General features: G+C 71.9%; 17 protein-coding genes. 10 read left to right on the top strand and 7 right to left on the bottom strand.

The features are described from left to right. Positions 1-406: 406 nt before the first annotated feature. Positions 407-1,273 carry a GyrI-like domain-containing protein gene (locus ACFYY2_RS20265; protein WP_388744720.1) on the top strand — a complete coding sequence of 289 codons (867 nt, stop codon included), beginning with the start codon at positions 407-409 and terminating at the stop codon, positions 1,271-1,273. A 104-nt stretch (positions 1,274-1,377) separates the two neighbouring features. On the opposite strand, the gene aac(3) is transcribed toward ACFYY2_RS20265, so the two are convergent. Continuing rightward, positions 1,378-2,331 (bottom strand): aminoglycoside 3-N-acetyltransferase, encoded by a 954-nt coding sequence (gene aac(3), locus ACFYY2_RS20260; RefSeq protein ID WP_388744718.1) that lies wholly within the window; start codon positions 2,329-2,331, stop codon positions 1,378-1,380. Positions 2,332-2,595: 264 nt separating this feature from the next. Between aac(3) and ACFYY2_RS20255 the strand changes: the two genes are divergently transcribed. From ACFYY2_RS20255 to ACFYY2_RS20245, 3 genes are all read left to right on the top strand, one after another. After that, positions 2,596-3,243, top strand: coding sequence for a hypothetical protein (locus ACFYY2_RS20255; RefSeq protein ID WP_388744715.1), 648 nt, complete (start codon positions 2,596-2,598; stop codon positions 3,241-3,243). Between the two features lie 143 nt (positions 3,244-3,386). Continuing rightward, entirely contained in the window at positions 3,387-3,674 is a 288-nt protein-coding gene (locus ACFYY2_RS20250) for a hypothetical protein (RefSeq protein WP_388744712.1), read from the top strand. Positions 3,675-3,702: 28 nt separating this feature from the next. Continuing rightward, the gene (locus ACFYY2_RS20245; protein WP_388744706.1) at positions 3,703-4,287 is read left to right on the top strand and encodes a cysteine hydrolase family protein; all 585 of its coding nucleotides are present in this window, start codon (positions 3,703-3,705) and stop codon (positions 4,285-4,287) included. 34 nt (positions 4,288-4,321) lie between these two features. On the opposite strand, the gene ACFYY2_RS20240 is transcribed toward ACFYY2_RS20245, so the two are convergent. After that, a complete protein-coding gene (locus tag ACFYY2_RS20240; protein ID WP_388744703.1) occupies positions 4,322-5,083 on the bottom strand; it encodes a hypothetical protein in 762 nt (253 codons plus the stop codon). A gap of 147 nt (positions 5,084-5,230) precedes the next feature. On the opposite strand from ACFYY2_RS20240, the gene ligD reads away from it, so the two are divergent. Then, positions 5,231-6,190, top strand: a complete 960-nt coding sequence (gene ligD, locus ACFYY2_RS20235) for a non-homologous end-joining DNA ligase (protein ID WP_388744700.1) — start codon at positions 5,231-5,233, stop codon at positions 6,188-6,190. A gap of 55 nt (positions 6,191-6,245) precedes the next feature. Here ligD and ACFYY2_RS20230 read toward each other — a convergent pair whose 3' ends face one another. The 3 genes from ACFYY2_RS20230 to ACFYY2_RS20220 all read right to left on the bottom strand — a co-directional run bounded on the left by ACFYY2_RS20230 (position 6,246) and on the right by ACFYY2_RS20220 (position 9,773). Continuing rightward, on the bottom strand, positions 6,246-7,229 hold the full coding sequence (locus ACFYY2_RS20230) for a Ku protein (RefSeq protein ID WP_388744696.1): 984 nt from the start codon (positions 7,227-7,229) through the stop codon (positions 6,246-6,248). A gap of 211 nt (positions 7,230-7,440) precedes the next feature. Next, positions 7,441-7,911, bottom strand: coding sequence for a GNAT family N-acetyltransferase (locus tag ACFYY2_RS20225; protein WP_388744693.1), 471 nt, complete (start codon positions 7,909-7,911; stop codon positions 7,441-7,443). Between the two features lie 305 nt (positions 7,912-8,216). Next, complete coding sequence (locus ACFYY2_RS20220; RefSeq protein ID WP_388744691.1) at positions 8,217-9,773, bottom strand: M12 family metallo-peptidase; 1,557 nt, start codon at positions 9,771-9,773, stop codon at positions 8,217-8,219. Between the two features lie 287 nt (positions 9,774-10,060). Here ACFYY2_RS20220 and ACFYY2_RS20215 point away from each other — a divergent pair, with 287 nt between their 5' ends. Together ACFYY2_RS20215 and ACFYY2_RS20210 are read left to right on the top strand one after the other, a co-directional pair. Continuing rightward, complete coding sequence (locus ACFYY2_RS20215; protein WP_388744688.1) at positions 10,061-10,903, top strand: ketose-bisphosphate aldolase; 843 nt, start codon at positions 10,061-10,063, stop codon at positions 10,901-10,903. A gap of 26 nt (positions 10,904-10,929) precedes the next feature. Further along, positions 10,930-11,709: a DeoR/GlpR family DNA-binding transcription regulator gene (locus ACFYY2_RS20210; RefSeq protein WP_388744685.1), complete on the top strand. Its 780-nt coding sequence runs from the start codon at positions 10,930-10,932 to the stop codon at positions 11,707-11,709. An 81-nt stretch (positions 11,710-11,790) separates the two neighbouring features. Here ACFYY2_RS20210 and ACFYY2_RS20205 read toward each other — a convergent pair whose 3' ends face one another. Beyond that, complete coding sequence (locus ACFYY2_RS20205; protein WP_388744682.1) at positions 11,791-12,828, bottom strand: hypothetical protein; 1,038 nt, start codon at positions 12,826-12,828, stop codon at positions 11,791-11,793. Between the two features lie 378 nt (positions 12,829-13,206). On the opposite strand from ACFYY2_RS20205, the gene argG reads away from it, so the two are divergent. Both argG and ACFYY2_RS20195 read left to right on the top strand, forming a co-directional pair. After that, a complete protein-coding gene (gene argG / locus ACFYY2_RS20200) occupies positions 13,207-14,655 on the top strand; it encodes an argininosuccinate synthase (protein ID WP_388744679.1) in 1,449 nt (482 codons plus the stop codon). Positions 14,656-14,868: 213 nt separating this feature from the next. After that, the gene (locus ACFYY2_RS20195) at positions 14,869-15,171 is read left to right on the top strand and encodes a hypothetical protein (RefSeq protein WP_388744676.1); all 303 of its coding nucleotides are present in this window, start codon (positions 14,869-14,871) and stop codon (positions 15,169-15,171) included. 149 nt (positions 15,172-15,320) lie between these two features. Here ACFYY2_RS20195 and ACFYY2_RS20190 read toward each other — a convergent pair whose 3' ends face one another. Next, on the bottom strand, positions 15,321-16,748 hold the full coding sequence (locus ACFYY2_RS20190; protein WP_388744673.1) for a DUF445 domain-containing protein: 1,428 nt from the start codon (positions 16,746-16,748) through the stop codon (positions 15,321-15,323). 177 nt (positions 16,749-16,925) lie between these two features. Between ACFYY2_RS20190 and ACFYY2_RS20185 the strand changes: the two genes are divergently transcribed. Continuing rightward, positions 16,926-18,185 carry an SGNH/GDSL hydrolase family protein gene (locus tag ACFYY2_RS20185; RefSeq protein WP_388744670.1) on the top strand — a complete coding sequence of 420 codons (1,260 nt, stop codon included), beginning with the start codon at positions 16,926-16,928 and terminating at the stop codon, positions 18,183-18,185. Positions 18,186-18,211 lie beyond the last annotated feature (26 nt).

Below are 18,211 nucleotides of genomic sequence, written 5' to 3'. Positions count from 1 at the left end.
GCAGGGCTCTCTGCGGGCGCAGGTGCCTCAGCGCGGCACACCCACCGAATATGACCCTCGGTGAGCGCACACTCACCACATAGGGGCAAGAAGACCCATCACGCAACGGATGATCCCGCAGTCTCATCACTCTCCGTGTCGCATAAGCCCGTCGCATCATCGTCAGGCGTTGCGCGAGCGCCGGTGCGCCCGTCGGCCGGACGGAGATCATGGCCGTGCCGTGCAGCACCCATTGGGGGCGTGCGGATGGGGGCGTGCGGATCGGAACGGAGCGCCGGGCGGCCGGCTTCATGGCCCGAGTGGGGATCGGCGAGCCTCAGCGCCACCCGACCGCTTCGTGCACAGGATGTCGGGTCCGGCAGGGTGGGGGCTTCCTAACGTGAGTGCCGAAAGGAAGGAGTCCGGGATGCTGGACCGGCTGAACAAGGCCCTGGAGCACATCGAGGCGCACCTCGACGAGCCGGTCGACGTCGCCGGTCTCGCGCGCATCGCCGTGACGTCGGAGTACCACTTCCGGCGGATGTTCTCAGCGCTCGCGGGCCTCCCCCTGTCGGAGTACATCCGGCGCAGGCGGCTGACCGTGGCGGGCGCCGAGGTGCTCGCCGGGGAGCGGACGCTCCTCGACATCGCGACGCGTTACGGCTACGGCTCCGGCGAGGCTTTCGCCCGGGCGTTCCGTGCCATGCACGGCGTGGGTCCGAGCGAGGCCAGGCGCACGGGTGCGGCCTTGCACTCCCAGCCCCGGATGTCCTTCCGGCTCGTCATCGAAGGGAGCAGCAGCATGCGATACAGGATCGTGGAGCGGACGGAATTCCGCGTGGTGGGCAGGAAGGCCCGGGTACCGCTCGTCCACGAGGGGGTCAATCCGGCGATCGCCGACTTCATCAGGGGCATCGGCAGGGAAACCCTGGAGAGGATCGCCGGACTGTCCGACCAGGAGCCCGCAGGGATCGTCGGGGTGAGCGACCAGCTGGACCCGAGCCGCGCGGAGGGGACCGAACTCGACTACTGGCACGGGGTGGTGACGGGCGCCGAGGTCCCCGACGACCTGGATGCGCTCACCGTCCCGGCGGGGCTGTGGGCCGTCTTCGACACCTCGGGGGCGTTCCCGCAGGCACTCCAGCACCTGTGGCGGGACGTGTTCACGCAGTGGTTCCCGTCGAATCCGTACGCGAGCAGGCCCGGCCCGGAGATCCTCAGCGTGCGGGTGGCCGAGGACGGGGCCACGGCGGACGCACAGCTGTGGATTCCCGTGGAGCGTTCCGCCGCCTGATCACCGGCGGTACGGCGCGCTCGCCGGGCCGGGGCTGTCACCGGAGCCGGACCGGCAGGCATCGGGGGACCTGTCGAGGGGCGCGGTCCGGCCGGGCGGGTCCGTCAGCGGGTGCCGCCGAGCTTCGCCCGCATCCAGGCGAGGCCGTGGTCCACCACCTCGGCGGCCTCGAACAGGTGGCTGTCCGCCGCGCCCACCCTGCCCGACAGGCCCAGCCCGGTCGCGAGCATGTCGCGCGTGATCGTCTCGAACGGATCCCGGCCTGCGGGCGTGACGGAGGAGTAGTCGAAGGCCCCGCCCGAGGAGTCGATGTCCCGGAACCGGCGCCAGACCCGCTCGCCGTCGATCATGACGGGCTGCTCGTACTCCACGTACCGCTTGCCCGTCAGGTCGGCGAGCGCCTCGGCGTGGTGCAGCAGGGTGAGCGTCTCCAGGGGCGCGCCCAGCATCAGCACCCGGCCGCCCGCGGCGACGAGCCTGGCGAGCGGACTGTCCGGGCCGTGCGGGTCGTCCCAGGGGTGGTCGGCCATCAGCTCGTCGGCCGACCGCCCGAGCGCGGCGAGGCTCACGTCGGGGTGCCGGCTGCGTACGGCCCCGGGCCACCTGCGCAGTGCCTCCGGGAGGCGGCCGTTGTCGTGCTCGGCCTCGCTGGTCCGGGGATCGTAGGCGGGGTGCCCGGCGCGTACGGCGTCCTGCCAGGCCTGCGGCCAGTCGGTGAAGTCGTAGGGCGGGGCGTCGTTCCAGCCGCAGGTCACCACGAGGGTGCCCCGCTCGCCCACGACGTGCCTCAGAGCGCCGATCAGCGTCTGGGACCCGCCGGTCACATATCCGATGGCGGACATCCGGGTGTGGAACATGACGGTGTCGCCGTCGGCCAGCCCGAGCGCCCTCAGGTCGCGGACGAGCAGGTCCCGGGTGACGGGCCCGTCCGCACGGGCGAGCAGCGCCGCCAGGTCCGGGGCCGTCTCGGCGGTCCCGGGGGCCGGGTCCGTCTCGGCGGTCCCGGGGGCCGGGTCGCCGGGTGCCGACTGCCGGGGCTCCGAGATCGGTTCGTCCATGGGCGAGACGGTATCGGGTACCGCCCCCTCCGGGCACCGCTCGTTGCGGGCACGGGCTGTTGCGGGCACCGCTCGTTGCGGGCACGGGCTGTTGCGGGCACCGCCCGTTGCCGGCACGGGCCGCCCGGTTGCGACTGCGTGACGGTCCCGCGCCCGCCCCGTCTCCCGGGAACCACGGCGCGCACCCCCGCCGTCCTCCCGCCCGAACCACCGTGCGGTCACGAAGGGTGCCGTGCGGGACACGCCTGGTATCCAAGGAGCAGCATGACCGTCCCCGGCAGTACGTCACCCCGGAACAGCCGCCCAGGGAGCACCGGTTCCGCGTCGGGACGCGGTGCTCGCCCGGCCCTCCTGCGCTCCGCGAAGGCGGTGCTGACGCTCGCACTCGTGCTCGGCGCCGCCACCGCGTGCAGTCAGACGTCGGAGGGCGGCAGCAAACCGGCCAAGGAGTGGAAGGTCGGCGACTGCGCCGGGCCGGACACGTCCGAGTCCAAGGACGGTTTCCAGGCCGTCGACTGCGACGACCCCAAGGCGACGATCAAGGCGCTCGCGGTCAAGGACGGCGAGATCTTCGCCGGGGCCGTCGAATGCCCGGCGGGCACGGACGAGATCATCTCCGTGAAGGTGTCCTTCGGCGGGGACGCCGCGACCAGCGGCATTCCCAGCAAGACGGTCTGCGGCCGCAACCTCTCCGGCGACCACCCCGGTGACGCGGGCGCGGGCGGCGGCCAGTTGGTGGTGGGTGACTGCGTCGACGACCAGGCCAAGGAGATCGCGTGCGCCGGCGGCGGCAACAAGGTGCTCGCCCTGGCCAAGGACGCCGACGCGTGCCCGGCGGACGCGGACAACCCCATCGAGCTCTTCCCGAGCCCCGGCCGTCCGTACGACGCGATCTGCACCAAGAAGGCCTGACGCGGCCGCCGACGGGGCCCGCGCGCTCGCCGCGCGGAACCCGCGAGGCCCCTGGCCCCGTCGGGCCGCGTGCCGGCGGTCCAACGGGCGCGGCTGCATCGCCGAGCCCCTGTGCGGCCGGGCCCGCCTGGCAGAATGCGTCCGTGATCCGCGACCTGTACCACGTGCGTGCCGTGCCCTCCGAGCCCGGGCGCACCCCGCTGACGGCCGACGAGGAACAGCGGTTCAGAGCGCTCCTGTTCACCGAGCTGGGCAATGCGGTCGCCGACCACGGGTGGGCGCGCTACCCGGCCCACACCCCCGAGGACCGCAGGCGGCTCGTGGACGTGGGCCGCATGCTGAGCGAGCACTGGGGCCTGGCCGTCACCGTCGAGGCGGAGGACGTCTGCACCCTGCGCCTCTCGCTCGCCGGGCACGCCCTGGAGGCGTGACGTCGGCGCCGCACGTCATCATGACCGCATGACGACTCACACAAGTCCGGTGCAGGCACTCGTCGTTGTCGACGTGCAGAAGGCGTTCGTCGGCGGTGACGGCGCCCTGCCCGATGCCGCACGCCTGGTGGACCGGACGGCCGGCCTGATCGCGCGGGCCCGGTCGGCCGGGGCGCTGGTCGTGCACGTCCAGAACGACGGGGAACCCGGAGCGCCCGACGAGCCCGGCTCCCCCGGCTGGGAGCTCCACCACCCCGTGACGAGCGGCCCGGCGGAAGTGGTGGTCCGCAAGACGCATGACGACGCCTTCCAGGAGACCGGGCTCGGCGGCCTGCTGACCTCGGCGGGGGTGGACTCGCTCGCCGTCTGCGGCCTGATGTCGGAGATGTGTGTGCAGGCCACGGCGCGTACGGCCGTGGCGCTCTCCTACCGGGTCGTGCTGCCGCACGACGCCCACGCGACCTACGACATCCCGGCGGAGCCCGGCATCAGCCCCGTCGTCCCGGCCGCGGCCGTCGCGCGGGTGGCCGCGTGGCCGCTCAGCCGGGACGCGGACGTCACCGTGCACGCCGCCGACGTCACCTTCACCGCCCCGCCGTTCCCCGCCCCCTGAGTCACCCGAGGGGACCCGACCGGTAGGCGAGCGCTCAGTACCGGTGGCCGGGCCAGTGCGGGTCGTCCCAGCGGGCTTCGCCCGTGAGGCCCAGCAGCCGGACCCGGTGGAGGAGGTCATCGGACGCACCCGCCGACCTCAGCCGCGCCGGGGCGTGCCTGAGCAGCCAGGCGGTCATCTCCCCCACCATCGGGCCGTCGCGCTCCCAGGCGTACCAGGGAAGGACGCCCCCCAGCAGCTCGTACTCCCAGTGCTCCACGGCCGTCCTCAGGTGCCGGTCGGCCATCGGATGCGCGGTCTCCTCCCACACCTCCAGCCACGGGACGGCCGTGCCCGAGCCCTCGGCGCAGACCGCGAACACCTCGTACGCCGGTACGGGGGTGTCCTCGGACCGGAGCACGTCGGTGAGCCAGGCGCGCAGGAAGGTCCTGACCGCCCCGGCCTGGTCAGCGGGCCACTCCTGCCAGCGACCCCGCCCGAAGGACTGCCCGACGTCGCCCATGTCGAAGAGCGGCTCCACCCGGCCCGCGACCAGCTCGGCCGCGAACTGCGGGAGCACGCGGCGCAGCACGGCGGCGTGGTCCGTCCAGTCGACGGCCTCCCAGGTGCGCCGCAGCAGGTCGGGATCGAGCGGTACGTCCGGCACCTTCAGCAGGGCGAGCTCCTCCGCACTGCCCCAGTGGCACTCGCAGTTGATCTCGTCCGGCCGGGCCGTCATTCCGCCGAAGACGGCGGACAGGTCCTCCAGGGCGGTGCGCAGTTCGCGCCGGGCGGGGGTGGGAGCGGTCTGGTCCATGGGCGTCGCGCCTTCGGGACTCCGGGGGCCTGCGCCTTCCGAAGATCGTGACCCTACCGGCCCCTCCGGATCGGCGCACGGCGTTTCGCGCGGGCTCACCGGCCCTGATCACCTGCCCCGCGCGGGCTGTGCTGAGAAGGTGCTGCCATGGCCTCCCTGCCGCACACCGCCCCGATGCTCGCCACCCCCGGCCGCCTGCCGTCCGCCGCCGTCGACGACCTGTGGGCGTACGAGGTGAAGCAGGACGGCCAGCGCGCCATGGTCTACGCGGAGGGGGACGGTACGCTCCGGCTGCTGGCCAGGTCGGGCACCGACATCACCCCCGCCTATCCGGATCTGGCGGCGCTCGGGGACGCTCTCGGCGGCGTGCCGGCGGTGCTGGACGGTGAGATCGTCGCCCTGGACGGCCAGGGGCGCGGTGACTTCGAGCGGTTGCAGTCGCGGATGGGCCTCTCGGGGTCACCGGGGAAGGCGGCCCGCATGGCGCGGCTGGTCCCCGCCCACCTGGTGCTGTTCGACGTCGTGTTCCTGGACGGGACGAGTCTGACGGCGCGGCCCTACGCAGAGCGGCGGGCGGCGCTGGAGGCTCTGGCCCTGGACGGGCCCCACTGGTCGACGCCCGCGGCCGTCGTCGGGCACGGCGAGAGCGCACTGGCGATGACACGGGAGGCCGGGCTCGAAGGCGTCATCGCGAAGCGGCTGACGTCGGTGTACGAGCCCGGGGTCAGGGCCCGTAGCTGGATCAAGATCCGGCACGTCCGCACGGTCGACGTGATCGTCGGCGGCTGGGTGCCCGGCCGCGGCCGCCTCGGCGGTCTGCCGGGCGCGCTGCTCGTGGGTGAGCGGCATCCGGGCGGGCTCCGGTACGCCGGCAGCGTCGGCACGGGGTGGAGCGACGCCGAGCGGACCCGGCTCGCGGGGCTGCTCGACGTGGCCGCCGTCGGCACGTGCCCCTTCGACGAGGATCCGCGGGTCACGGGCGCGCGGTGGGTGCTCCCGCGGCTGGTCGGTGAGGTGGGCTACGCGACACGCACGAAGGCCGGGCGGCTGCGCCACCCCTCCTGGCACCGGCTGCGGCCCGATCTCGCGCCGGACGACATCGGCTGAGCGGGCCACAGCGTTCCCCTCGCCCCGCCCCGGCGGACGGGCCCGGAGGGCCCGGTCAGGACGCCGTCCTCTTCCTCGCCGCCGTCTTCCGGGCCGGCTGCTTCTTCGCCGCCGACTTACCGGAGGCGGAGGCGGTCTTCTTGGCGGCGGTCTTGCGGCCGGCCGTCTTCCCGGCCGTCGTCTTCCGGGGCGCCGACGCCGCCTTCTTCCGGGTGCGGGGCTTGCCGGGCGTCATCTCGTGCACGGTGGCGTCCTCGCCCCGCGTCTCCTTCGCCGCCTTCACCGAAGCGTTGAGCGCGGCCATCAGGTCCATGACCTTGCCCGGTTCCTCCTCCTCGCCGCCCGGAGCGGCCGGCAGGGGCTTGCCCTCGGACTTGGCCGCGATCAGCTCCTCCAGGGCCTCCCGGTAGCGATCGCGGAAGCCGGAGATGCCGTCCAGGGCCATGCTGTCCGTGAGTTGCACGGCCCGTTCGATCTCGTCCTCGTCCAGCTCCGTCTCCCGGGGGGCCAGCGATTCGGGGCTGCGGATCTCGTCCGGCCACCGCATGGAGTGCAGCACGATCGCGTCCTCCCGCACCCGCAGGAGCCCCAGCCGCTCACGGTTGTGCCAGGCGAACTTCGCCACGGCGACCTTGTCGCTGCGCTCCAGCGCCCTGCGCAGCAGGGTGTACGGCTTCGCCGCGACCTGGCCGTCGACCGCGAGGTAGTAGCTGTCGCTGATCCGGACGGGGTCGATGCTGTCGGCGTCGACGAACGCCACGATCTCGATGGCCTTGGCCGTCGGCAGTGGCATCCGGTCGAGTTCCTCGTCCGTGACGGGCACGGTCCGGTCCTTGGCGATCTCGTAGCCCTTGCCGATCTCCTCCTGGGTGAGGACCTCGCCGTCGAGCTCGCACACCTTGCGGGTGCGGATCCGCCCCATGTCCTCCCGGTGGTACTGGTGGAAGGAGATCGAGTGGTTCTCGGTGGCGGACACCACCTTGATGGGGATGGTGACCAGTCCGAAGCTGATCGCTCCGGTCCACAGGGGCCTCGGCATCCGGTTTCCTCCAGTCCCCCCTGGCGGCTGGGCCGGGAGGTGGACCGGGACGCCTGGAAGGGAGAACCGGCCCGAGAGGGCCGAGGCGCAGCCGGGCCACCGCCCGTAGAACCGATACTCGCGCCCCCGCCTGCGGACCGCATGTGGATCACCGGGCCCGCCGCCGGAGCGGAAGGGCCGCGCGGTCACCGGCAGGCGGCCGGCACAGTCCTCAGGGCAGGTCCAGCTCGCCGATCACCTGGTCCTCGCTCTTCTCTCCGGTCTTCCGGAACCCCAGCCGGAGGTAGAACTCCTCGGGTCCGTGCTCCCCCTCGCCCCACGTCACCGTCACGCGCTCACCGCCGCGCCGGCGTACCTCCTCGCAGACGGCCTCCGCGGCGAAGCGGCCGTACCCGCGGCCCTGCTCCCCGGCCGCGACGGCGAGGCGCCAGAGCCCGGAGCGGGGCCGGTCCTGCGGGTTCGAGGGGTCGAAGCGCACGTCGAAGAAGGCCATCACGAAGCCGACCAGCCGGTCACCGTCGTAGACCAGCCGGGGCCATGCCGTGCCGGGGTCGGCGTACGCCTCGGCGAGGGATCTGGCGACCGGGGCGACGAACCGTTCCTGCTCGGGTGCGACCCGCAGGCGGCACGCGTCGAGGACGTTGGCCGGGGTCACCTTCTCCAGACGGAGCTGCGTGTTCATGCGGGCACCGTACGGGTGGCCCGGGGCACCTGACCACCGATTTCGGCGCCCGCCCCGGGAGCGTGGTCACCAGGCGGCGAGGGCGTCCACGTCGAAGAATCCCCCGCGCCTCCCGTACGAGCCCGGGTCCGGGTCCGGGTCCAAGTCCGGGTCCGGTGCGCGCGGATCCCCTCCGGCCCTGAGCGGGGCGGAGGGGACCAGGGGCGTGGCCGTCAGACGTCAGGCGGTCCGGGCCGTCTTCGCGTGGCGCGCCGCGCCTCGGACCGCCCGGCAGTGAACTGCCCTGCCGTGGAGGGCTCCTACGGTCACGGGATCTCGCTGAACTCCGCGACGACACTGCGGTTGGCGTTCATGGTGATCTGGATGCTGGGCGTCGTGACGGTCTGGGCCACGCCGTCGACCCGCCAGCCGGTGAACTGGAAGCCGGGGTTGGGGGTCGCCGTCACGGTGACCTGGACACCGGGGTCGTACGGACCGTATTCACTCGGCTTCAGGCTGGCGGCCCCGGCCACGGGGCTGGAGGCGAGGCTGAGCGAGACCCGGTTGGTGACCAGACTCGGCCGATAGGCGGCCAGGATGTCGGCGCTCCGCGTCGCGGTGGCGGCGTTGTTGTTGTTCTCGTCACCGACGGCCTGGCCGTTGAACAGGTTCTCCAGGTTCGAGTACTGGTTGACCACCTTGCACGGCTGGGCGCAGGCGCTGGAGTAGGCCATGATCGTGTGGTGCTGCTGGTCCGCGGTGATGAAACCGTAGTTGGCGGTGTTCGGAGGGGTGGTCCCTCCCTGGTTCACGACGGTCTGACGGTCGTGCTTCAGGCCGAAGTTGTGGCCGATCTCGTGTGCGAGGTTCTCCCACGCCGTCACGGAGAAGACGCTCGTGACGGAGAACGCGGCGCTGTCCGTGGTCGGGGCGGCGGCCGGGGTCGGCAGGTTGGCCTGCCCGGAGCTGTCCTCCGGGGGGATGGCGGCGAGGAGCGCGACGAGGTCGGCGCTGTACGTCGTTCGCGCCGTGGCGGCCGGGGCACCGAGGACCGGGTTCGCGGAATTGCTGAGCATGCCCAGCAGGGTTCCGGCGTTCTCGCGCGGGACGCCGGTCGCCTGCGTCTGGTAGGTGTTGACGACGTGCACGCTGGCCGGCACGCCGCTCGTCGCGAGTGCCCTGTTCAGCTGGTTCACGCCGTAGGTGATCCGGGCCTGCACGGCCGGGACGCCACCGAGTTCGGCGACGCTGGCCGGGGTGTAGGCGACGACGAGGTCGATGGCCGCGGGGTTCTCGGGGGTAGCGATCCTCACACCGGGCTTGTGCGGCTTGTGTGGCTTGTGGGGCTTGTGGGGCTTGTGCGGCTTGCGCGCGGGTACGTCGACGGTGTCGACGCCGTGCCCGTTGGGGGGAAGCGCCAGGGAGTCGATCTCCGTCAGCACGTATCCGCCCGAGCGCTTGACCGACGGCGTGTACTGGTACTGCCGGAAGCCTGATTCGATCGCCCCCGAGAGGGTGACCGGCCCGCCGTTGCACGCGCCGATGACGGACACGGAGATGGTGTTCTCGGGGTGCTTCGGGTCGTGACCGCCCCAGTACACCGTGCCGTTCGCGTCCTTGCGCCGGAAGTCCTGCACCGCCGTGAAGCCCTTGCCGTGACGGAAGAGCGGGAAGGTGCGGCGCTCGGGCTTGCCCTCCTTCGGCTTGCCGCACAGGGAGCGGAACTCCTTGGCGTCCGCGCGCATCACGGCGCTGCGGACCACCCAGGGCTCACGCTCGCCCCCACCGGCCCCGGCGGACGCGGCAGGTGTACTCAGGGCCAGGGGCAGCATGGCCGTGAGGGCGGTCGCCGCGGTGAACGCGGCGAGTAGGGAACGACGCATGGGAACGTCAACCTCTCTCTGGGGGATGTGCGCCCAATGTTGGACAACTACGCCTGCACCGCCTCCCGATGGGCTTCGCGGACGGCCATCCGGGTCGAGGTTCACCCGGTTACAGCCGCGCCCGGCGGGCTGCGGACCGGGCCTCTCGCCGCACCCGCCACGACAACGGCGGGAAGGAACTCCCAGCCGCGCCCTTGCTTTCAAAGTTGCTCACTGCGCGCTATAAATGAGCAACTTCGAGCATCACCCGCCTGGGTTCACGCAGCCCGCTTCCGCGAAGGACGCCCATGCCGCTCATATCCACCGGTGACATCACCCACGGCGCCCGCACCGGGGCGGCCGGCGTCGGGGCCTTCAACGTCGTGCAGATCGAACACGCGCAGGCGATCGCGCGCGGGGCGGAGACGGCCGGGCTGCCGGTGATCCTCCAGGTCAGCGAGAACACCGCCCGCTACCACGGCTCCCTCGAAGCGATCGGACTCGCGTCGCTCTCCGTGGCTCGGACGGCGGGCGTGCCGGTGGCCGTCCACCTCGACCACGCCGAGTCGGCCGCCCTGGTCCGCGAGGCAGTCCGGCTCGGCTTCACCTCCGTCATGTTCGACGCGTCGAAGCTGCCCTACGACGACAACGTGGCCGCCACCCGGGAGATCGCCGACTACTGCCACGGCGAGGGCGTGTGGGTGGAGGCCGAACTCGGCGAGATCGGCGGCAAGGACGGTGCGCACGCCCCGGGTGTGCGCACGGACCCGGACGAGGCGCGCGCCTTCGTCGAAGCCACGGGCGTCGACGCCCTCGCCGTCGCCGTCGGCAGTTCCCACGCGATGCTGACCCGCGACGCCGCCCTCGACTTCGCGCTCATCACCCGGCTGCGTGACGCGGTGGGCGTCCCGCTCGTCCTGCACGGCTCCTCCGGCGTCGGAGACCGGGGCCTCACCGAGGCGATCATCGCGGGCATGACAAAGATCAACATCTCCACCCACCTCAACAAGCTGTTCACGCGCGCCGTCCGCGGCTATCTGGACACCCACGCCAACGCCGCCGACCCCCGCGCCTACCTCGGTCCCGCCCGCGAAGCCGTCGCCACGGAGGTGGCCCGCCTGCTCGCACTGCTCGCACGCCCCGGGCGATAGGGTTCGCTCGGAGCAAGGAGGACCAGGTGGCGGCGCACACACGATGGACCCGGCTGCTGGAGATCCTCGGCGACCAGGGCCACCTCGACGTACTCGAAGCAGCCGAACAGCTCGGCTGCTCCCCCGCCACCGTCCGCCGCGACCTGGACGAACTCGCGCGGCAGAACCTCCTGACCCGCACCCGGGGCGGCGCGGTGGTGAGCACCGTCGCCTACGACCTGCCGCTGCGGTACAAGGCGGCCCGCAGGGCCGACGAGAAGCAGCGCATCGCGAAGGCCGCTGCGGAACTCGTCCCCTCCGGCTCCACCGTGGGCATCAACGGGGGTACGACGACCTCCGAGGTGGCCAGGGAGCTGGCCGTGCGGCCCGAACCCGCGGGCGGCGGCACGGCGCTCACCGTGGTGACCAACGCGATCAACATCGCCAACGAGCTCGCGGTCCGGCCGCAGGTCAAGATCGTCGTCACCGGCGGGGTCGCCAGGCCGAATTCGTACGAACTCGTCGGCCCCCTGGTCGACTCCGTCCTGCGCACCCTCGCGCTCGACTACACGATCCTCGGCGTGGACGCCGTGCACCCCCGCTTCGGCGCGGCCACACACGACGAGTCCGAGGCCGGCGCCAACCGAGCCCTCGCCGAATGCGCCGGCACGGTGATCGTGGTGGCCGACTCGTCGAAACTCGGGCGCCGGGCCTTCGCCCAGGTGTGCGAGACCGGGGCGGTGTCCGTCCTGGTCACGGACCGGGGGGCACCGGAGGACGTCGTCGAGGAGTTCGGCGCGCTGGGCGTCGAGGTCCTGCGGGTCTGAGGGTCTGACCGGCGGCATCGCGCCGGATACACGCCTGAGGGGCCGCCGACCAGGTCGGCGGCCCCTCAGGAGAGACCTCGGTCAGGAAGAAGGACCGGCGGGCGGGAAGGCGTTGAAATTGCCCGCCTGCTTCCAGTACACCAATCCGTTGTCCGCGGTGAAGATGTAATAGAGAATCGTCCCCACCGCCGTCAGCCACACAATGCTGTTGGACTGCCAGTGGCTGGTTTCGTCGTACCAGGCGTTGGCACGTCCGTCCCTGGAGATGACCGCAGTGTGCAGGGTCCTGTCAGCGGCGTTCTGGATGGTGATTGCACCATATCCATTGCCCAGAAGCCTGACAGCGGGATCCTGATTGGTTCGGATTCCCCCGAGGGCAGCCGGAGTCGACCAGTCGCTCTGGCCGTACCACTGCCGCGAGAAGTAGACGAAGTTGTCCAGTCCCCGCCAGGTCACCACGATCTGATTCCAGGAGGAGTCGAAGCTGATCGCGGGGCTTCCGATCGTCTCTGCCCCCGGAATGTTGCGGGGCAGGGAGTAGGTGCCGTTCGGGCCGTTGAAGTAGGTGCCCCACACGTCGAGTCCCGTGGCTCCCGTCCAGACGAGATACCAGGAACCGTTGGGCAGCGCCGTCGCCGACGGCGGCGACCAGCTCGCCGTCACGGTGTTGTTGGGCACCTGGACCCAACCACCCAGCTGGATGATGTTGGTGGCGTACCGCAGCCCCGCGTAGTAGATGTGCCCGTCGGTCCCGGTGTGGAAGACCCGGAAGCCGTACGACGTGTAGATCACGCGCGGCGCGGCGTAGGTGTGAGCGGTCGCCCCGGCCCCGGCACCCGAAGGCCAGGCCTGCGGCGGCCCGTGGTTGAACGAGACCCAGATGTTGTCGTTGTCGGCACCGCGCCACACCTGGAGAAGGTTTCCGTTGTTGTCAAACGCCTCGGAGACGGTGGCCGAGGACCGCAGCGGCACGTTGTTCTCGACTTCATTGGCCCAGGAATTCGTTTCTCCGGGCAGACCGTTGTAGGCGAAAGCGGGTCCCGCGAAGCCGACGGTGACCGCGGCAGCAGCGACGAGGGCGATCACGGCGAGGCGGAACTTTTTAATTGTTCGAAGCAAGTTTCTTTCCTACGCTAATGAGTTCGCCGCGCAGCGCTACCATTCGGCAGCAAATGGCCGGAGGAGGCTGCGTCGCACGCTCGTTGCACGAACTCCAGGCGTCGCCGCCAGCGAACAGGCCAATACACCCCGCAGCGGACAGAGTGTTACTACTGCGAAGAGTACCCCCTGTAGATGATGATCAACATCTCGATCGGATGTCGCCCCACCCCTCCGCCCCGAAGGCCGGACGAGAAGTCACGTCACGCACGACCGACGGACTCCGGTCGCGAAATGATCAAAAAGCCGGCGCGAGCGGGCCGGCCGGCCGGCACCCCGGGCCACACTCCCGCAGCCCGCACATTTGCATATACATGCAAGAGCATGCATACTCTTCCCATGTCTAAGGTTCTCACCTCCCTGCCCACCGGCGACCGCGTCGGCATCGCTTTCTCGGGCGGCCTCGACACGTCCGTCGCGGTCGCGTGGATGCGCGACAAGGGTGCCGTCCCGTGCACCTACACCGCCGACATCGGCCAGTACGACGAGCCCGACATCGCCTCCGTGCCGGGCCGCGCGAAGGCCTACGGCGCCGAGATCGCGCGCCTGGTCGACTGCCGGGCGGCACTGGTCGAGGAGGGCCTGGCCGCGCTCGCCTGCGGCGCGTTCCACATCCGCTCCGGCGGCCGCGCCTACTTCAACACGACGCCGCTCGGCAGGGCCGTCACCGGGACCCTGCTGGTCCGGGCGATGCTGGAGGACGACGTCCAGATCTGGGGCGACGGCTCGACCTTCAAGGGCAACGACATCGAGCGGTTCTACCGCTACGGCCTCCTGGCCAACCCCCACCTGCGCATCTACAAGCCGTGGCTCGACGCCGACTTCGTCACCGAACTCGGCGGGCGCAAGGAGATGTCCGAGTGGCTGGTGGCCCACGGCCTGCCCTACCGCGACAGCACGGAGAAGGCCTACTCCACCGACGCCAACATCTGGGGCGCCACCCACGAGGCGAAGACGCTGGAACACCTCGACACCGGGGTGGAGACCGTCGACCCGATCATGGGCGTCCGCTTCTGGGACCCCTCCGTCGAGATCGCGCCCGAGGACGTCACGATCGGCTTCGACCAGGGCCGCCCGGTGACGATCAACGGCAAGCCCTTCGCCACCGCCGTCGACCTGGTGATGGAGGCAAACGCCATCGGCGGACGCCACGGCCTGGGCATGTCTGACCAGATCGAGAACCGCATCATCGAGGCGAAGAGCCGCGGCATCTACGAGGCCCCGGGCCTGGCGCTCCTGCACGCCGCCTACGAGCGCCTCGTCAACGCCATCCACAACGAGGACACCCTCGCCCACTACCACAACGAGGGACGGCGCCTCGGCCGGCTGATGTACGAGGGCCGCTGGCTGGACCCGCAGGCCCTCATGGTCCGTGAGTCCCTGCAGCGCTGGGTCGGCTCCGCCGTCACCGGCGAGGTCACGCTGCGGCTGCGGCGCGGCGAGGACTACTCGATCCTGAACACCACCGGCCCCGCCTTCAGCTACCACCCGGACAAGCTGTCGATGGAGCGCACCGAGGACTCGGCGTTCGGCCCGGTGGACCGGATCGGCCAGCTGACCATGCGGAACCTCGACATCGCCGACTCGCGCGCCAGGCTGGAGCAGTTCGCGGGCCTCGGCCTCGTCGGCACCGCCCAGCCGGCGCTGATCGGTGCGGCCCAGGCCGCGGCGACCGGCCTGATCGGGGCCATGCCGGAGGGCGGCGCCCAGGCGATCGCCTCGCGCGGCGAGGTCTCGGGCGACGACGAGCTGCTGGACCGCGCGGCAATGGAGTTCGGCACCGACTGACCGGGCGGCCCATGCGCCGGGCGGCCCGTACACCCGGCGTCCCGGACGGCCTGGGGAGACGGGTGCGCCCGGCGTCCCCGCCCGCCGGGCCCCGCACGATCACCTGCCCGCGGACCGGCCCGGCCGAGTGGCACCGAGGACCCGAGAACTATTCTCGGGTCCTCGGCACATGCCGGCAGCAGGCCGGCACCCGCGAGATCGAAGGTGGCGGCAATGGCGAAGGTCCCGGCAACGGCAGTGGCGGCGAGCGGACTCGTCGGCGGGTACGGAATCGCCCGGTGGACCCGGAAGCGCCAGCTGGGCGGCGTCGCCCTGGCCGCGGCCGGATCGGTGGCGGCGTACGGATGGAACCGGCAGGCCGGACCCCGCGCGGCCACCGCCCTGACCGTCGCCTACGTCGCCGCGTTCGCCGGATCGCACCCGCTGGCCAAGAAGGTCGGCGCCTGGCCCGCCGTGTTCACCGTGGCGGGCGGCATCGCCGCCGCGTCCTGGGCCGTCACCCGGCGCAGCGCCTGAGACGGCCCACGGACCGCGAAGGAAAACACGCGCCGCGCAGAATGCGCGTACCGGGGGATTGAACACGGGCGCCGCGCGGTGCGTACTGAACTGCAACTCCCCGCACGACCCGGGGGCGTGTCCGTACGACAGGACGGGCATGCCCCCGGTCAGCCCCCCAGGGCCTTCGACACGGAGTAGATCGCCAGACCGGCCAGCGCGCCGACCACGGTGCCGTTGATCCGGATGAACTGCAGGTCGCGGCCGATGTGCGCCTCGATCTTCTTCGACGTCTGGCGGGCGTCCCAGCCGGCCACGGTGTCACTGATCAGCGACGTGATCTCGGTGCGGTACGTCGTGACGACATACGCCGCCGCGTCCTCCAGCCACCCCTCCAGCTTCGCCTGCAGCCGCTCGTCCGTGGACAGCCTCGCGCCGAGTGACATCAGCGAGGCCCTGGCCCGCAGCCGCAGCTCGCTGCGCTCGTCCTCGGCCGCCGCCAGGATCATCGAGCGCACGGACGACCAGGCCGACGCGATGACGTCCTGGACCTCGCCGCGCCCCAGGATCTCCGACTTCAGCCGGTCGACCCGGGCCCGGGTGTCACTGTCCGTCTGGAGGTCGGCGGCGAAGTCGGTCAGGAACGTGTCGATCGAACCGCGCGCCGGATGCCCGGGCATGTCCCGCATCTCCGTGACGAAGCGCAGCAGCTCCTTGTAGACCCGCTCCCCCACCCGCTTGTCGACGAAGCGCGGGGTCCAGCCGGGCGCCCCGCCCTGCACCGCGTCCATGACGGAGTCGCCGTGCAGCACCAGCCAGTCGTGCGCCCGCACGCAGACGAGATCGACGACCCGGCGGTGCCCGCCGTCCGCGACGATCCTCTCCAGCATCTTGCCCATGCCCGGACCGACTTCCGCGGCGTCCGCCCGCCGGGTGATCGCCTCCCCGACGACGGCCTGCACGTCGGAGTCCCGAAGCACCGTCAGCGCACCCCGCAGAGCCGTGGCGAGCTCGGCCGTCACCCGGTCGGCGTGCGCGGGCTCCGCGAGCCACGTCCCCAGGCGCGCACCGACCCGCAGCGCGTGAATCCGGTCACGAACGACGTCTCCGGAGAGAAAATTCTCGCCCACGAAGGAACCGAGTGACTCCCCCAACTGGTCCTTCTTGGTGGGAATGATGGCAGTGTGGGGGATGGGCAGGCCGAGCGGGCGCCGGAACAGCGCCGTGACGGCGAACCAGTCCGCCAGCGCACCCACCATTCCGGCCTCGGCAGCCGCTGCGACGTAGCCCGGCCAGCCCCCCACACCCGAGTTCTCCGCCCAGGTGGCGAGGACGTACACGAGCGCGACGAGGAGGAGCAGTCCCGTGGCGGTGGTCTTCATGCGGCGCACGCCGCGCTGTTTCTCCTCGTCGGCGGCCGTGTACGCGAACCCGCCCAACGGCAGCCCGGACGGCCGTGCACCGGACGTCCCGGCCGGCGCACCGCCCGGCCCGGCCCCCGGCCCCCCGGCCCCGGTGCCCGCCGGTGCGATCCCCGGACCCCCGGGGCCGTCACCGTCCGGCCCGCGTCCCGCTCCCTGCCCCGCGTCCTGTTCCATCCGCTCCACCCGTCCGCGTACGCCTCACGCCGTGCCGTACGCATTGTCCCTACCCCACCTACTCCCGGGCCGCATGCCGAGTTCCCCGGGGGCTGTCGCATCATGAGAACGACTCGGACACCACCCCGCGCGCAGCACCCTGCGCCGGGCAGCACACCGCGAGGAGAAACACCGCACATGCCCAGGCGCCAGGGGTACGCCCTGCTCATCGCCCTCGTGGCCGGCACCGCCGCACTCGCCGCCGCGGTGGCGTTCGGTACGTCGTTCATGGCGGCACGGCGGACGGCACCGCCCGGGCCCGAGGCACACGCGGCGTCCCGTAACCAGGCCGCCCCGGCGAACTCCACCGGCACCTGGGTCGCCACCTGGACCGCGGCACCCGTCAGCGCCGAGCCGGACTCCACCCACGGGTACCCCGGCCGCACCATCCGGAACATCGTGCACACCAGCATCGGCGGCGACGCGGCACGCATCACGCTCTCCAACCTCTTCGGTGCCACCCCCCTCGTCATCGACCAGGCCACCGTCAACACCCGCCGGGTCACCTTCCGCGGCCGGCCCGCCGTCACCGTCCCCGCGGGCGGACAGGTCGTCAGCGACCCGGTCGTCGTCCCCGTCGCACCCGACGCCGACCTCGTCGTGGCGCTGCGCACTCCGCACGCCTCCGGGCCCGTCACCCAGCACCCCACGAGTCACCAGACGTCATACCTGGCCGACGGACACGGCACCTGGAGCACCACTCAGTGGCGCTACCTCACGGCGGTCGACGTCCACAACGACGCCTCGCCCGGCGCGATCGTCGTGATCGGCGACTCGCTGACCGCCGGCAGCGGCTCCACCACCGACGCCAACAGCCGCTGGCCGGACGTCCTCTCCGACCGGTTGCGACACCGCTTCGGCGTGGCCAACCAGGGCATCGCGGGAAACCGTCTCCTGCGCGACAGCCCGCTGAGCCGCCGCGGCGTGAAGAAACTGGGCGGCCCGAGCGCCACGCAACGCTTCGAGCGCGACGTGCTCTCCGTCGCCGGAGCGAAGACCGTCGTGATCTCGCTCGGCATCAACGACGTGCAGCAGGCTCCCCAGGAGGTGGACGCCCGCCGCATCACCGCCGGACTCCGCGCACTCGCCGAGCGGGCGCGCGACCGGGGGCTGAAGGTCGTCGGGGCGACGCTGACCCCCTTCCAGGGCTACCCGAGCTGGACGCCCGAGCGCAACGCCGTACGCCTGGCGGTCAACGACGAGATCCGGTCCGGCCGGGTCTTCGACTCCTTCGTCGACTTCGACCGGGCGGTCCGCGACCCGTACGCCCCGAACCGGATCCTGCCCGCCTACGACTCCGGTGACCACCTGCACTTCAACGACACCGGCTACCGCACCCTGGGGCACGCCGTCGACCTCGACGAGGTCGACGGGGCGCGGAGGAGCGACGTGTTCTGACGGGAGGACCGGGCTGCTCCACCGGG

Source organism: Streptomyces sp. NPDC001822, from assembly GCF_042892135.1.
Classification (GTDB): domain Bacteria; phylum Actinomycetota; class Actinomycetes; order Streptomycetales; family Streptomycetaceae; genus Streptomyces.
Note: the sequence above shows the minus strand (reverse complement) of the source record. Positions and strands in the feature narration are given on the sequence as shown.